Here is a 14,317-nt window from a genome sequence, read left to right on the forward strand (position 1 = left end):
TTCGAGCCCGTCCGGCGATCGACGTATGAGAGCGGTTTCCCGGCGGACCCGGGCGGTCAGCCCGCTGCGGCGGGCTGAGGCTGCTCGGCCGCCGGGCCGGGGACCGTGGCGGCGGCCACCGGGCGCTCGCGCAGCGACAGCAGCACCCGCACGACCGCGATCCACACCAGGCACGAGCCGAACATGTGCAGGCCGACGAGGATCTCCGGTGTGTCCGTGAAGTACTGGACATAACCGATCACGCCCTGTCCCAACAGCACCAGGAAGAGATCACGGGCGCGGTGGAGCGGACCGACCGGCGCGTCCACGGCCTTCAGCACGAACCAGAGAGCGACGGTCAGCGCCACCACGGCCCAGGCCAGGTCGGCGTGCAGCTGCGTGATCATCTTCCAGTCGATCGGGATGCGGTGGACGTCGCTGGAGTCACCCGCGTGCCGTCCGGCGCCCGTGACGACCGTGCCGACCGCGATCAGCAGCCCGGCCACGACCACGAGCAGCCAGGTCAGCTGGGACACCGCCTTGCCGACTAGCGGACGGGGCGCCGCGTCGCCCTCACGGATCCGCTGCCAGGTCACCATCGCGACGGTGAGCAGCGCCGTGGAGAGCAGGAAGTGCGCGGCGACGGTGTACGGGTTGAGGCCGACCAGCACCACGATGCCACCGAGCACCGCGTTGCCCATGACCACCCAGAACTGCGCCCAGCCGAGCCGGGTGAGGCTGTGGCGCCAGGGCTTCGCGGACCGGGCGGCGATGATCGCCCACCCGACCGCCGCGCACAGGACGTAGGTCAGCATCCGATTGCCGAACTCGATGGCGCCGTGGAAGCCCATCGCGCTCGTCGCCGTAAGGCTCTCGTCGGTGCACTTGGGCCAGGTCGGGCAGCCGAGGCCGGAGCCGGTCAGCCGTACCGCGCCGCCGGTCACGACGATGAGCACGGCCATGACGACGGCCGACATGGCCGCACGGCGGACCGTGCGGGGGGACGGAGTCCATCGCTCGGCGATGTAGAGGAGCGGGTTCCGCACGGCTTGAGCGACTTCGGCTCGGGTCAGCTTGGGCACGCGCACCATCGTAGGCGGCGGCTTGTGCAAGCTTTCACGAGGGGGACGAGTTACCCCGAAACGTCGACGGAACGCATCCGCCGGCTCACTCCCAGCGGAAGAACTTGGCCGCCGCGCCCAGCCCGAGCACCGCCCAGACCACGAGGATGCCGAGGTCGCTCCACGGCATCGACGCGCCGTGCTGGAGCACATCCCGCAGCCCGTCCGACAGCGCCGCGATCGGCAGCAGCCCCAGCACCGACTGCACCGCGTCCGGGAACTTGTCCAGCGGCACGATGACCCCGCCGCCGACCAGCAGCAGGAGAAAGACCAGATTGGCCGCGGCGAGCGTCGCCTCCGCCTTCAGCGTCCCGGCCATCAGCAGCCCGAGCCCGGAGAAGGCCGCGGTGCCGAGCACGAGCAGCATCAGGACGGCGAAGGGGTTGCCGTGCGGCGACCAGCCCAGCGCGAACGCGATCACCGTGAGCAGCACCACCTGCAGCACCTCGGTGACCAGTACCGCAAGCGTCTTGGCGGTCATCAGCGCCCAGCGGGGCAGCGGCGAGGCACCGAGCCGCTTGAGCACCCCGTACCGCCGCTCGAAACCGGTGGCGATGGCCTGGCCCGTGAAGGCCGTCGACATCACGGCGAGCCCGAGAATGCCCGGCGTCAGGAAGTCGACGGACCTGCCCGCCCCCGTGTCCACGATGTCGACCGCGCTGAACAGCACCAGCAGCAGCGTGGGGATGATCACGGTCAGCAGCAGCTGCTCGCCGTTGCGCAGCAGCATCCGTGTCTCCAGCGCGGTCTGCGCGGTGATCATGCGGGACAGCGGGGCGGCGCCCGCCTGCGGGGTGTACGTACCGGCGCTCATGCGCGCAGCTCCTTGCCGGTCAGTTCCAGGAAGACATCCTCCAGGGTGTGACGCTCCACGGAGATGCCGGACGGCATCACTCCGTGCCGCGCGCACCAGGAGGTGACGGTGGCGAGCAGCTGCGGGTCGACGTCGCCGGTGATGCGGTACGTGCCGGAAGTGACCTCGGCCGCTTCCGTGCCGTCGGGCAGTGCCTTCAGGAGGGAGCCGAGGTCGAGATCGGGGCGTCCGGTGAAGCGCAGGGTGTTCTCGGCGCCGCCGCGACAGAGGGTCTCGGGGCTGCCCTGGGCGATGACCTTGCCCGCGTCGATGACGGCGACGTCGTCGGCGAGTTCCTCGGCCTCGTCCATGAAGTGCGTGGTGAGGACGACCGACACGCCGTCGGAGCGCAGCTCCCGTACGAGATCCCAGGTGGACCGGCGGGCCTGCGGGTCGAGGCCGGCGGTCGGTTCGTCCAGGAAGACCAGTTCGGGGCGGCCGACGACGGCCATCGCCAGGGCGAGCCGCTGCTGCTGGCCGCCGGAGAGCCGGCGGTAGGCCGTGCGCCCGCAGCTGCCGAGGCCGAGGCGTTCGATCAAGGCGTCGACGTCCAGCGGATCGGCATGGAGTTTCGCCATGTGGCGGAGCATCTCGTCGGCGCGTGCACCGGAGTAGACGCCGCCCGACTGGAGCATCACACCGATCCGGGGGCGGAGCTTCGCGGCGTCGGCGACCGGGTCGAGACCGAGGACCCGTACCGTCCCGTCATCCGGGCGGCGGTAGCCCTCGCAGGTTTCTATGGTGGTGGTCTTGCCGGCGCCGTTGGGGCCGAGGACGGCGGTGACCGCGCCGGTGCGTACACACAGGTCGAGGCCGTCCACAGCGGTCTTGGGACCGTACCGCTTCACCAGGCCACGGACCTCGACAGCGAGGTGCGGCGCGGAGCGCCTCGATGGGGGGTGGCGGCCGGGTGACGGGAGGGCGGGCTCGCTCTTCATGGCCGGTAAGTCTAGGCAGGGGCGGAAAGGCACCGTCTCCCGGGGCCGATTTAGGTAACCCTAAGTGATCAATGGCACCGTAGATCGTTTCGGACCGTGGTTGTCAGGGCCGGATGAATTACGCAACAATGGCGTTGTGAAATACGCTGGCGAGGCTCCGCAGGAGGAACTCGCGACCGGAGAGCGCTCGACGCGCAACCGGGTCGCGCGCTCCATCCTGGACCACGGCCCGTCCACCGTTGCCGACCTGGCGAAGCGCCTCGGCCTCACCCAGGCCGCGGTCCGCCGCCATCTCGACGCCCTTGTCTCCGACGACGTCGTCGAGGCCCGCGAACAGCGGGTGTACGGGGCGCGGACCCGAGGCCGCCCGGCCAAGGTGTTCGCCCTCACCGACTGCGGGCGGGACGCCTTCGACCAGTCCTACGACAAGCTCGCCGCGGACGCGCTGCGCTGGATCGCCGAGACCTCGGGCGACGAAGCGGTCGTCGCTTTCGCCCGGGCCAGGATCACGGCCCAGTCCGAGGCGTACCGTGCGGCGATCGAGGCCGCAGGCCCCGAGCGGCGCACCGAGGCGCTGGCCAAGGCCTTGTCCGCCGACGGGTACGCTGCTATGGCGCGTAGCGCGCCCGGCCCGCAGCAGGGCGAGCAGCTGTGCCAGCACCACTGCCCGGTCGCCCATGTCGCCGAGCAGTATCCGCAGCTGTGCGAGGCGGAGACGGAGTTCTTCTCCAGCCTCCTCGGGACGCATGTGCAGCGCCTGGCCACCATCGCCCACGGCGACGGTGTGTGTACGACGTACATTCCGCGCAGCGGCCACTCAGCACCAAAGACCACCGATTCAGCATCTGCAAGCACGGCCGGGAGGAACCCCGCATGACGCTCCCCACGGAGACTGTCCACCCTGAGCTCGAGGGTCTGGGTACGTACGAATTCGGCTGGGCCGACTCCGACGCGGCAGGAGCCGCGGCCAAGCGCGGGCTCTCCGAGGCTGTCGTCCGCGACATCTCGGCGAAGAAGAACGAGCCCGAGTGGATGCTGAAGCTGCGCCTCAAGGGCCTCAGGCTCTTCGAGAAGAAGCCCATGCCGAACTGGGGCTCCGACCTGTCGGGCATCGACTTCGACAACATCAAGTACTTCGTGCGGTCCACGGAGAAGCAGGCGGAGTCCTGGGAGGACCTGCCCGAGGACATCAAGAACACCTACGACAAGCTCGGCATCCCGGAGGCGGAGAAGCAGCGCCTGGTCGCCGGTGTCGCCGCGCAGTACGAGTCCGAGGTCGTCTACCACCAGATCCGTGAGGACCTGGAGGAGCAGGGCGTCATCTTCCTCGACACCGACACCGCGCTGAAGGAGCACCCGGAGCTCTTCAAGGAGTACTTCGGCACCGTCATCCCGGTCGGCGACAACAAGTTCGCCTCGCTGAACTCGGCCGTGTGGTCCGGCGGCTCGTTCATCTACGTGCCCAAGGGTGTCCACGTCGACATCCCGCTGCAGGCCTACTTCCGTATCAACACGGAGAACATGGGCCAGTTCGAGCGGACGCTGATCATCGTCGACGAGGACGCCTACGTCCACTACGTCGAGGGCTGCACCGCCCCGATCTACTCCTCCGACTCGCTGCACTCCGCGGTCGTCGAGATCATCGTGAAGAAGGGCGGCCGCTGCCGCTACACGACGATCCAGAACTGGTCGAACAACGTCTACAACCTGGTCACCAAGCGCGCCGTGGCCTACGAGGGCGCGACCATGGAGTGGGTCGACGGCAACATCGGCTCCAAGGTCACCATGAAGTACCCGGCCGTCTACCTGATGGGCGAGCACGCCAAGGGCGAGACCCTGTCCATCGCCTTCGCGGGCGAGGGCCAGCACCAGGACGCCGGCGCCAAGATGGTCCACATGGCGCCGAACACCTCCTCCAACATCGTCTCCAAGTCGGTGGCGCGCGGCGGTGGCCGCACCTCCTACCGCGGTCTGATCGAGATCGGCGAGGGCGCGCCGGGCGCGAAGTCCAACGTGCTCTGTGACGCGCTGCTGGTCGACACGATCTCGCGCTCCGACACCTACCCGTACGTCGACGTCCGTGAGGACGACGTGTCGATGGGTCACGAGGCGACCGTCTCCAAGGTCTCCGAGGATCAGCTCTTCTACCTGATGAGCCGTGGTCTGACGGAGTTCGAGGCGATGGCGATGATCGTGCGCGGCTTCGTCGAGCCGATCGCGAAGGAGCTGCCGATGGAGTACGCCCTTGAGCTCAACCGGCTGATCGAGCTGCAGATGGAGGGTTCGGTCGGCTAGCACAGCCTGACGACCGAATCCCCCGACTTTTGACAGAGAAAGCGAGCACTACGACAGCCATGGCTGAGGCTCAGAACATTCCGGCGGGGTCCACCACCACCGGGTCCATCGCGGTGGCCGCCGAGTCGACCGTCGCCACGCGCATGAGCGCGCCCGCGTCCTTCGACGTCGCGGACTTCCCGGTCCCGCACGGCCGCGAGGAGGAGTGGCGGTTCACGCCGCTGGAGAGGCTGCGCGGACTGCACGACGGCACGGCCGTCGTCACCGGTGGCGGTGTGAAGGTCGCGATCGAGGCCCCCGAGGGCGTCACGGTCGAGACCGTCGGCCGCGACGACTCCCGGCTCGGGAAGGCCGGCATCCCGGTGGACCGCGTCGCCGCCCAGGCGTACTCGTCCTTCGAGCAGGCGTCCGTCGTCACGGTCGCCAAGGAGGCCGTGCTCACCGAGCCGATCCGCATCGCGGTGCACGGCGAGGGCGGCGTGGCCTACGGTCACCAGGTCGTCGAGCTGGGTGCCTTCGCCGAGGCCGTCGTCGTCATCGACCACACCGGTGACGCGGTGCTCGCCGCCAACGTGGAGTACGTCCTCGGTGACGGCGCGAAGCTCACCGTCGTCTCCGTGCAGGACTGGGACAAGACCGCCGTCCACGTCGGCCAGCACAACGCGCTGGTCGGCCGGGACGCCTCGTTCAAGTCGATCGTCGTCACCTTCGGCGGTGACCTCGTCCGTCTCCACCCGCGCGTCAGCTACGCGGGCACCGGCGGCGAGGCCGAGCTCTTCGGCCTGTACTTCACCGACAAGGGCCAGCACCAGGAGCACCGCCTCCTGGTCGACCACAACACCCCGCACTGCAAGTCCAACGCCGCCTACAAGGGCGCGCTCCAGGGCGACGGCGCACACGCGGTGTGGATCGGTGACGTACTCATCCAGGCCAGGGCCGAGGGCACCGACACCTACGAGATGAACCGCAACCTCGTCCTCACGGACGGCGCGCGGGTCGACTCGGTGCCGAACCTGGAGATCGAGACCGGCGAGATCGTCGGCGCCGGCCACGCCTCCGCGACCGGCCGCTTCGACGACGAGCAGCTCTTCTACCTGATGTCCCGCGGCATCCCGGCCGAGGAGGCCCGCCGGCTCGTCGTGCGCGGCTTCTTCGCCGAGCTCGTCCAGCAGATCGGTCTGCCGGACGTCGAGGCGCGGCTGCTCGACAAGATCGAGACCGAGCTGAAGGCTTCCGTCTGATGGCCTTCGTCAAAGCCTGCGCGCTGAGTGAGCTGGAGGACGACACCCCGAAGCGGGTGGAGCTCGACGGCATCCCGGTGTCCGTCGTCCGTACCGAGGGCGAGGTGTTCGCGATCAACGACATCTGCTCGCACGCGAACGTCTCACTGTCCGAGGGAGAGGTCGAGGACTGCCTGATCGAGTGCTGGCTGCACGGCTCCAGCTTCGACCTCCGCACCGGCAAGCCGTCCGGCCTTCCCGCGACGCGCCCCGTCCCCGTATACCCCGTCAAGATCGAAGGGGACGATGTGCTCGTCTCCGTCACCCAGGAGTCCTGAGTCACCCATGGCAACGCTTGAAATCCGCGACCTGCACGTCTCCGTCGAGGCCGACAACGCCACGAAGGAGATCCTCAAGGGCGTCGACCTGACCGTGAAGCAGGGCGAGACCCACGCCATCATGGGCCCCAACGGGTCCGGCAAGTCCACCCTCGCGTACTCCCTCGCAGGTCACCCCAAGTACACGATCACCCGCGGTTCGGTGACCCTGGACGGCGAGGACGTCCTGGAGATGACCGTCGACGAGCGCGCCCGCGCCGGTCTGTTCCTCGCGATGCAGTACCCAGTCGAGATCCCCGGTGTCTCGGTCTCCAACTTCCTGCGTACCTCCGCCACCGCTGTCCGCGGCGAGGCGCCCAAGCTGCGTACCTGGGTGAAGGAGGTCAAGGAGACGATGGGCCGGCTCCAGATGGACCCGGCGTTCGCCGAGCGCAACGTCAACGAGGGCTTCTCCGGCGGTGAGAAGAAGCGCCACGAGATCCTTCAGCTTGAGCTCCTCAAGCCGAAGGTCGCGATCCTCGACGAGACCGACTCCGGTCTGGACGTCGACGCCCTGCGCATCGTCTCCGAGGGTGTCAACCGGGTCCGCGAGACCGGCGAGGTCGGCACCCTGCTGATCACGCACTACACGCGGATCCTCCGCTACATCAAGCCCGACTTCGTGCACGTCTTCGCCAACGGCCGCATTGCCGAGTCCGGCGGCGCCGAGCTCGCCGACAAGCTGGAGAACGAGGGCTACGAGGCATATGTGAAGGGTGGCGCTTCCGCGTGACACAGCTGCCGGGCCTCCTCGACACCGAGGCGATCCGCAAGGACTTCCCCCTGCTGGATCGGACGGTCCACGACGGGAAGAAGATCGTCTACCTGGACAGTGCGGCGACCTCGCAGAAGCCGCGCCAGGTGCTCGACGCCCTCAACGAGTACTACGAGCGGCACAACGCCAATGTGCACCGTGGTGTGTACACGATCGCGGAGGAGGCCACGGCGCTGTACGAGGGCGCCCGTGACAAGGTCGCCGCGTTCATCAATGCGCCCAGCCGCAACGAGGTGATATTCACCAAGAACGCCTCCGAGTCGCTCAACCTCGTGGCGAACATGCTCGGCTGGGCCGATGAGCCCTACCGGGTGGACCACGACACCGAGATCGTCACCACGGAGATGGAGCACCACTCCAACATCGTGCCGTGGCAGCTGCTCTCGCAGCGCACCGGCGCGAAGCTGAAGTGGTTCGGCATCACCGACGACGGCCGCCTCGACCTGTCCAACATCGACGAGATCATCACGGAGAAGACGAAGATCGTCTCCTTCACCCTGGTCTCGAACATCATGGGCACGATCAACCCGGTCGAGAAGATCATCCGCCGTGCCCAGCAGGTCGGCGCGCTGGTCTGTATCGATGCCTCGCAGGCCGCCCCGCACATGGTGCTCGACGTGCAGGCGCTGCAGGCCGACTTCGTGGCCTTCACCGGCCACAAGATGGTCGGACCGACCGGCATCGGCGTGCTCTGGGGCCGGCAGGAGCTCCTGGAGGACCTGCCGCCGTTCCTCGGTGGCGGCGAGATGATCGAGACCGTGTCGATGCACTCGTCGACGTACGCCCCCGCGCCGCACAAGTTCGAGGCCGGTACGCCCCCGATCGCCCAGGCCGTCGGCCTCGGCGCGGCCGTGGACTACCTCTCGGCGATCGGCATGGAGAAGATCTACCAGCACGAGCACGCGATCACCGAGTACGCGGTGAAGCGGCTCCTGGAGGTCCCCGACCTCAGGATCATCGGTCCTGCCACGGCCGAGGACCGAGGCGCCACGATCTCCTTCACGCTCGGCGACATCCACCCGCACGACGTGGGCCAGGTACTCGACGAGCAGGGCATCGCGGTCCGGGTCGGACACCACTGCGCACGGCCGGTCTGCCTGCGGTACGGAATTCCTGCGACGACGCGAGCGTCGTTCTATCTGTATTCCACGCCCGCCGAGGTCGACGCCCTGGTGGACGGTCTGGAACACGTACGGAACTTTTTCGGTTAATAGTCACAGCGGCTGAGGGTTGACTGGTGAAGCTTGATTCCATGTACCAGGAAGTGATCCTGGACCACTACAAGCACCCCCACGGGCGCGGCCTGCGGGACGGCGACGCCGAGGTGCACCACGTCAACCCGACGTGCGGCGACGAGATCACTCTCCGGGTGAAGTACGACGGCGAGACCATCGCCGACGTGTCGTACGAGGGTCAGGGCTGCTCCATCAGCCAGGCCAGCGCGTCCGTGCTGAACGACCTGTTGGTCGGCAAGGAGCTGGGCGAGGCGCAGAAGATCCAGGAGACCTTCCTGGAACTGATGCAGTCGAAGGGCCAGCTGGAGCCGGACGACGCGATGGAGGAGGTACTGGAGGACGCGGTCGCGTTCGCCGGTGTCTCGAAGTACCCGGCCCGGGTCAAGTGCGCGCTACTGAGCTGGATGGCGTGGAAGGACGCGACGGCGAAAGCGCTGTCCGAAGGGAAGACGGCATGAGCGAGAACACGGTGACATCCAACGAGGGCCTGACGACCAAGCCGGCCTCCGAGGAGGAGGTCCGCGAGGCCCTGTACGACGTCGTCGACCCCGAGCTGGGCATCGACGTGGTCAACCTGGGCCTGATCTACGGCATCCACATCGATGACGCCAACATCGCCACCCTCGACATGACCCTGACGTCTGCGGCCTGCCCGCTGACCGATGTCATCGAGGACCAGGCGAAGTCCGCGACCGACGGCATCGTCAGTGAGCTGCGGATCAACTGGGTCTGGATGCCGCCGTGGGGCCCGGACAAGATCACGGACGACGGGCGCGAGCAGCTGCGCGCGCTCGGCTTCAACGTCTGAGTCATCTGCACCGCTGAACGGCCCCCGGCTTCTGCCGGGGGTCGTTCAGCGTTGTTCGTCCACTGTCCGTGCGGTGTGTGTGTGCCGTTGGTGCGGGGGACGCAGCCTATTCTTCCAACACGCTGCGGATGTACGACCGTTCGGCCTCCGGCGGGCCCGTGAAGAGCTGGGACGTCGGCTCGGCGCTCGGGGCGGACAAGGAGATCGACATCGAGGGCGCGGCCCGGGCCGGGAACACCATCTACCGGACAGGTTCGCTCGGCAACAACAAGAACGGCGAGTACAAGTCCGACCGCAATACCGTCTTCACCACGACGGTGACCGGGTCGGGGGCCGCGACCCGGCTGACGGTGGGCGGTTCGTACGAGAAGCTCCGTGACGACCTCGTCGCCTGGGACAAGGCGAACGGCAACCGGCTGGGCTTCGCGGCGGGGACGGCGGACGGTGAAGTGCCCAAGCAGATCGACGGGTTCAACATCGAGGGACTGGAGTTCGCGCCCGGCTCGACGACCACCGCGTACCTCGGCTTCCGGGCGCCTCTCGTGCCGCCGAAGGAAGGGGGCAAGGCTCTGATCGTGCCTGTCACCAACTTCGACAAGGTGGCCGGCAGCGGGGCCAAGGCGGCCATCGGTACGCCGATCGAGCTGGACCTCGGCGGGCTCAGCATCCGAGACATCCGCAAGAACGCCGCCGACCAGTACCTGATCGTGGCCGGTTCCTGGGCGTCCGACGACAACTCCGACCCGTACGCCCTCTACGCATGGGACGGTGTCGCCGCACACGCCCCGGTCAAGCGGGCCGATCTGCCGACCACCGACCCGGGCGGCTGGGAGGCCGTCGTCGATGTTCCGGACCTGACGGTTCCGGGCGCCCGGGCGCAGCTGATCACGGACGCCGGCTCGGCCGATCTGTACGGCGACGGCACGGAGGCGAAGGATCTCGACCACGCCGAATGGAAGAAGTCCCGGGCCGTCCGGTTCACCGTCGGCGGCTGATGGAACGGGCGGCTTCGCGAACGATGTTGTGAACGGCCATGCCCGCCAGGCAGAGTGGCGGGCATGGCCGTTTCCTTTTGCAGCATCGTCGTCGACACCCACGATCTTCCGTCGCTGGCCCGCTTCTGGTGCCAAGTGCTCGACTGGAAGGTGCTCTTCGAGGCCGACGACGAAATCGTCATCGGCGCCGACAGGTCCGCGGTTCCCGGTATCACCTTCGTCCCCGTGCCGGAGAAGAAGGCGGTCAAGAACCGGCTGCACATCGACCTCGACCCCGATGACCAGGCCGTCGAGGTCGAGCGCATCATCGGGCTCGGGGCGCGGCGGGTCGAGATCGGGCAGCGTGCGGATGTGAGCTGGGTGGTGCTGGCGGATCCCGAGGGGAACGAGTTCTGTGTGCTCACCCCGGAGAACTCGCTCATCGACTGAGGGGGCGCGGCCCAGGGCGATATCGAAAGTGGCCTCGTCCGCGCGCAGGGCGGGGCCCCGGCCGGACGGGACTTTTGAAACCCTAGGGGCCGTACTGCGGCGGTACGGCTGCTGCCTCGGCGAGGACCGGGCCCAGGTTCTCCGTACGCATGCGTCGGTCGACATAGAGGAGCCCGGTCACAAGCTGCGGGAACGTTGCCGAGACGAGCTGGCCGATGAGCTGGCCCAGAAGGAGGATCACCACATAGCCGCTCATGGCGAAGGCGATCGCCGTGGGGTTCGGGTCGTCGTCCAGGGTCGAGCCGCCGATGAAGCCGGAGAACATTCCGAGGAACGAGAACGGGATCTGGATGATGTAGTTCGCCACGGCCGCCATGACGGAGGCCAGCAGGCTGATCCCGAAGATCCGCCACCAGTCGCCGCGCACCAGCTGCGACGAGCGGCGCAGTGCCGCCATCGGGCGCTGCCTTTCGAAGATCACGGCCGAGGGCGCCAGGCTGAATTTCACCCAGAGCCAGGCCGCCAGGGGTGCGGTGGCCAGGGCGCCCAGGAAGCCGGGCGTGATCCACGCCGCGGCGCTCGACTCGTGCGCCAGCGTGATCACGCCGATGACGAGGGCGAAGAAGCCGATCATCGCCAGCACCACCGGGATCATCGCGATCAGTGCCATGAGGATCACCGTTCCGATCAACGTGGGCACACGGGCCCAGGCCCGGCGCCAGATGACGGAGAACGTGGTCGGCCTGCCCAGTACGGCCTCCTGCAGGACCGCGGGAACGGCCGCGTACATCACGGCTGTGCCGATCGTGAATGCGAGCATGGCGACCAGCCAGACGGCACCGAGGGCGATCAGTACCGGTGCGAGGTCCTTCGACGAAGGGGCCTCCTCGGCACTGAGCGAGATGATCCGGTGCAGATGGCCGCTGACCGCGGAGTACGCGATCAGGGCCGCCGCCCCCACGGCGACCAGCGCCCCGCCGTACACGGCCACGCCGGCGCCGAACAGCTGCTTCCAGTAGCGCCCCATCGTGCTGAAGGCACCGCCGAGTATGTCCCCGAGCTTCAGAGGTGCCAGCGGTATCACTCCGGGCTTCGGCGGCGGCATCCAGCCGCCCCATCCCGGTGGCCCTCCGTACGGTGCTCCTCCGTACGGCGGACCCCCGCCCCACCCTGCGTCCTGCGCCACTGCTGCTCCGTTGTGTGGTGTCGTGATGTGTGCTGGTCAAGACACCGTAGCGTCCCGGATGGCGCAAAGCTGCCGTACCGAGGCGCGAGCAGTGATGCGTACACTCGTACACATGGGATATGGACTGCTCGCCGCGGCGATAGCGGCGGAGGTGGCCGGTACGACGGCCATGAAATACAGCGAGGGCTTCACCCGGCTCTGGCCCTCGCTCATCACCGTCGCGGGCTATCTCATAGCCTTCACGCTGCTCGCCCAGACGCTGAAGACGCTGTCGATGGGCACCGCCTATGCCATCTGGGCCGGGATCGGCACCGCCGCGGTCGCCGCCATCGGCATCCTCTTCATGGGGGAGTCCGGCAACCTGGTCAAGCTGGCGGGCATAGCGCTGGTCATCGCCGGAGTGGTGGTGCTGAATCTGGGAGGGGCCCACTGATGACACGCCGTTACGACCCCGAGCGGCGTGGTCGCATCATCGATGCCGCGATCCGGGTGGTCGGCGCCAAGGGCATCGCGGGGCTCAGTCACCGCTCCGTCGCGGCCGAGGCCGATGTGCCGCTCGGCTCGACGACATATCACTTCGCCTCGCTGGACGAGCTGTTGATCGCGGCCCTGCGCCGGTCGAACGAGAACTTCGCCGAGATCATGCGGGAGAGCGGGGTCCTGGCCGACCCGGCCTCCGACCTCGCCGAGGAACTGGCCAGGCTGCTGGGCGAGTACTTCTCCGGCGGGCGCGGGCGGGCCGCGCTGGAGTACGAGCTGTACCTCGCCGCGCTCCGCAGACCCGCGCTGCGGCCCGTCGCCGCCGAATGGGCCGACGGCACGGCCGAGCTGCTGTCCCGGCGGACCGATCCGGCCACGGCGCGGGCACTGATCGCACTCATGGACGGGATCTGTCTGCAGGTGCTGCTCACCGGAGGGGAGTACGACGAGGCATACGCGCGGGAGATGCTGGGGCGCGTCGCCGGCTGACGGCTCCGGCCTCAAGCCCGGCGGGTTCTGTTCCCGGGCCGCCTGTTCTCGAGCGCCGGGCCGCTCCGGCTTCCGGGCCGCTCCGGCTCGAACGCCCCTCACTCGCCGGACTGGCTTGCCTTTCGGATCGCCGTCAGCGCCGCCTGCACGCTTGCCTCGATGTCCGTGATCGGGTACAGCGCCTCGCGGATCGTCCGGTCCCGGTCCACCACCAGCGTCAGCCGCTTCAGCCGGCTCGTCCCCGCCGCACGGAACGTCGGCAGCCGCAGCGCCGCAGTCAGCTCCAGCTCCGCGTCGGACAGCAGCGGGAAGCGCAGCCGCTCCGCGTCCGCGAACGCCCGCTGCTCGTCAGGGCGTTGCGTGGAAACCCCGTGCACGGTCGCGCCTGCCGCCGCGAACTCGGCCAACTGGTCGCGGTACGTACAGGATTCGAGGGTGCATCCGCTCGCCCCCGGGATCTCGGCCCAGCCCGGCGGGTAGGCGTCCCGGCGGGCGTAGGCGCTGGGGAAGCAGTACAGGACGGTGTACGGGGTGCCGGCGACCGGGTCGCGCAACGCGCCTTCGTGGTCCAGCAGTTGCAGCTCGGGCAGGCGCGTGCCCACCAGGGCGTGCACCCGGGCCGCCTCCTTCGACGCCTCCGTGGCCGTTGCCATCATCTCCCCGTCTCCCATCACCCAGCTGTCGCCCCAGTCCTGGAGCGCGATCAGCACGGGCAGCAGTGCGCGTCCGCGCCGGGTGAGCCGGTACTCGTACCGGGGCGGCCGGTCCTGGTACGGCTCCCGGGACAGCACACCCGCGTCGACCAGCAGTCGCAGCCGCTCGGTCAGCACCTTGCGGGACACGCCCAGCTCTTCCTGGAGCGCGTCGAAGCGGTGCACCCCGCGCGCCGTGTCCCGCACGATCAGCAGGGTCCACCAGTCGCCGACGACATCGAGCGCCTGGGCGATCGCACAGTCGGCGTCTGCCAGGCTGGTGCGCTGGGGCATGGGCTCCTCCGCCGTCGGTCTTACCTGGGATCTTGTGTGAAAGCCCCGGCGTTCACGACTCCGTTGGGAAATCCGCAAAGCGGCGGTCTTGATCGCGGTTCAGGCGGCGAGTTCGAGGCGGGCCAGGTGAGAGGTCCTGGTTCCGCCGAGC

At 68.5% G+C, this 14,317-nt stretch carries 16 protein-coding genes and 1 pseudogene; 12 read left to right on the forward strand and 5 right to left on the reverse strand.

Annotation, left to right across the window (positions count from 1 at the left end; translation table 11 throughout):
• Positions 1 to 56: 56 nt before the first annotated feature.
• The 3 genes from ABTZ94_RS30090 to ABTZ94_RS30100 all read right to left on the reverse strand — a co-directional run bounded on the left by ABTZ94_RS30090 (position 57) and on the right by ABTZ94_RS30100 (position 2,891).
• On the reverse strand, positions 57 to 1,070 hold the full coding sequence (locus ABTZ94_RS30090; protein ID WP_351205371.1) for a COX15/CtaA family protein: 1,014 nt from the start codon (positions 1,068 to 1,070) through the stop codon (positions 57 to 59).
• A 76-nt stretch (positions 1,071 to 1,146) separates the two neighbouring features.
• The gene (locus ABTZ94_RS30095) at positions 1,147 to 1,914 is read right to left on the reverse strand and encodes an ABC transporter permease (protein ID WP_351205373.1); all 768 of its coding nucleotides are present in this window, start codon (positions 1,912 to 1,914) and stop codon (positions 1,147 to 1,149) included.
• Entirely contained in the window at positions 1,911 to 2,891 is a 981-nt protein-coding gene (locus tag ABTZ94_RS30100) for an ABC transporter ATP-binding protein (RefSeq protein ID WP_351205375.1), read from the reverse strand. The genes ABTZ94_RS30095 and ABTZ94_RS30100 overlap by 4 nt, the downstream gene beginning before the upstream one ends.
• A 136-nt stretch (positions 2,892 to 3,027) precedes the next feature.
• On the opposite strand from ABTZ94_RS30100, the gene ABTZ94_RS30105 reads away from it, so the two are divergent.
• The 10 genes and pseudogenes from ABTZ94_RS30105 (at position 3,028) to ABTZ94_RS30150 (ending at position 11,025) form a co-directional block, all read left to right on the forward strand.
• Positions 3,028 to 3,768: a helix-turn-helix transcriptional regulator gene (locus ABTZ94_RS30105; RefSeq protein ID WP_351205377.1), complete on the forward strand. Its 741-nt coding sequence runs from the start codon at positions 3,028 to 3,030 to the stop codon at positions 3,766 to 3,768.
• Positions 3,765 to 5,186: a Fe-S cluster assembly protein SufB gene (sufB, locus tag ABTZ94_RS30110; protein ID WP_351205379.1), complete on the forward strand. Its 1,422-nt coding sequence runs from the start codon at positions 3,765 to 3,767 to the stop codon at positions 5,184 to 5,186. The genes ABTZ94_RS30105 and sufB overlap by 4 nt, the downstream gene beginning before the upstream one ends.
• A gap of 59 nt (positions 5,187 to 5,245) precedes the next feature.
• Positions 5,246 to 6,427 (forward strand): Fe-S cluster assembly protein SufD, encoded by a 1,182-nt coding sequence (gene sufD / locus ABTZ94_RS30115; RefSeq protein ID WP_351205381.1) that lies wholly within the window; start codon positions 5,246 to 5,248, stop codon positions 6,425 to 6,427.
• Positions 6,427 to 6,744, forward strand: a complete 318-nt coding sequence (locus tag ABTZ94_RS30120) for a bifunctional 3-phenylpropionate/cinnamic acid dioxygenase ferredoxin subunit (protein ID WP_351205383.1) — start codon at positions 6,427 to 6,429, stop codon at positions 6,742 to 6,744. Before sufD ends, ABTZ94_RS30120 begins: the two co-directional genes overlap by 1 nt.
• A 7-nt stretch (positions 6,745 to 6,751) precedes the next feature.
• A complete protein-coding gene (gene sufC, locus ABTZ94_RS30125; protein ID WP_351205385.1) occupies positions 6,752 to 7,516 on the forward strand; it encodes a Fe-S cluster assembly ATPase SufC in 765 nt (254 codons plus the stop codon).
• Complete coding sequence (locus tag ABTZ94_RS30130; RefSeq protein ID WP_351205387.1) at positions 7,513 to 8,769, forward strand: cysteine desulfurase; 1,257 nt, start codon at positions 7,513 to 7,515, stop codon at positions 8,767 to 8,769. The genes sufC and ABTZ94_RS30130 overlap by 4 nt, the downstream gene beginning before the upstream one ends.
• Positions 8,770 to 8,795: 26 nt before the next feature.
• A complete protein-coding gene (sufU, locus tag ABTZ94_RS30135; RefSeq protein ID WP_148834121.1) occupies positions 8,796 to 9,251 on the forward strand; it encodes a Fe-S cluster assembly sulfur transfer protein SufU in 456 nt (151 codons plus the stop codon).
• The gene (locus tag ABTZ94_RS30140) at positions 9,248 to 9,601 is read left to right on the forward strand and encodes a metal-sulfur cluster assembly factor (protein ID WP_383972177.1); all 354 of its coding nucleotides are present in this window, start codon (positions 9,248 to 9,250) and stop codon (positions 9,599 to 9,601) included. The genes sufU and ABTZ94_RS30140 overlap by 4 nt, the downstream gene beginning before the upstream one ends.
• Positions 9,602 to 9,714: 113 nt before the next feature.
• Positions 9,715 to 10,596 (forward strand): annotated as a pseudogene (locus tag ABTZ94_RS30145) (DUF3616 domain-containing protein); the annotation flags it as partial.
• Between the two features lie 63 nt (positions 10,597 to 10,659).
• Positions 10,660 to 11,025 carry a VOC family protein gene (locus tag ABTZ94_RS30150; RefSeq protein WP_351205389.1) on the forward strand — a complete coding sequence of 122 codons (366 nt, stop codon included), beginning with the start codon at positions 10,660 to 10,662 and terminating at the stop codon, positions 11,023 to 11,025.
• Between the two features lie 82 nt (positions 11,026 to 11,107).
• Here the strand turns inward: ABTZ94_RS30150 and ABTZ94_RS30155 are convergent, their stop codons facing one another.
• Entirely contained in the window at positions 11,108 to 12,130 is a 1,023-nt protein-coding gene (locus ABTZ94_RS30155) for a hypothetical protein (RefSeq protein ID WP_351205391.1), read from the reverse strand.
• A 193-nt stretch (positions 12,131 to 12,323) separates the two neighbouring features.
• On the opposite strand from ABTZ94_RS30155, the gene ABTZ94_RS30160 reads away from it, so the two are divergent.
• On the forward strand, positions 12,324 to 12,644 hold the full coding sequence (locus tag ABTZ94_RS30160; RefSeq protein ID WP_351078852.1) for a DMT family transporter: 321 nt from the start codon (positions 12,324 to 12,326) through the stop codon (positions 12,642 to 12,644).
• Positions 12,644 to 13,180: a TetR/AcrR family transcriptional regulator gene (locus tag ABTZ94_RS30165; protein ID WP_351205393.1), complete on the forward strand. Its 537-nt coding sequence runs from the start codon at positions 12,644 to 12,646 to the stop codon at positions 13,178 to 13,180. The genes ABTZ94_RS30160 and ABTZ94_RS30165 overlap by 1 nt, the downstream gene beginning before the upstream one ends.
• Before the next feature lie 98 nt (positions 13,181 to 13,278).
• Here ABTZ94_RS30165 and ABTZ94_RS30170 read toward each other — a convergent pair whose 3' ends face one another.
• Entirely contained in the window at positions 13,279 to 14,166 is an 888-nt protein-coding gene (locus ABTZ94_RS30170) for a winged helix-turn-helix transcriptional regulator (RefSeq protein ID WP_351205395.1), read from the reverse strand.
• Positions 14,167 to 14,317: the final 151 nt, after the last annotated feature.

The organism is Streptomyces sp. NPDC002785, from assembly GCF_040295565.1.
Classification (GTDB): domain Bacteria; phylum Actinomycetota; class Actinomycetes; order Streptomycetales; family Streptomycetaceae; genus Streptomyces.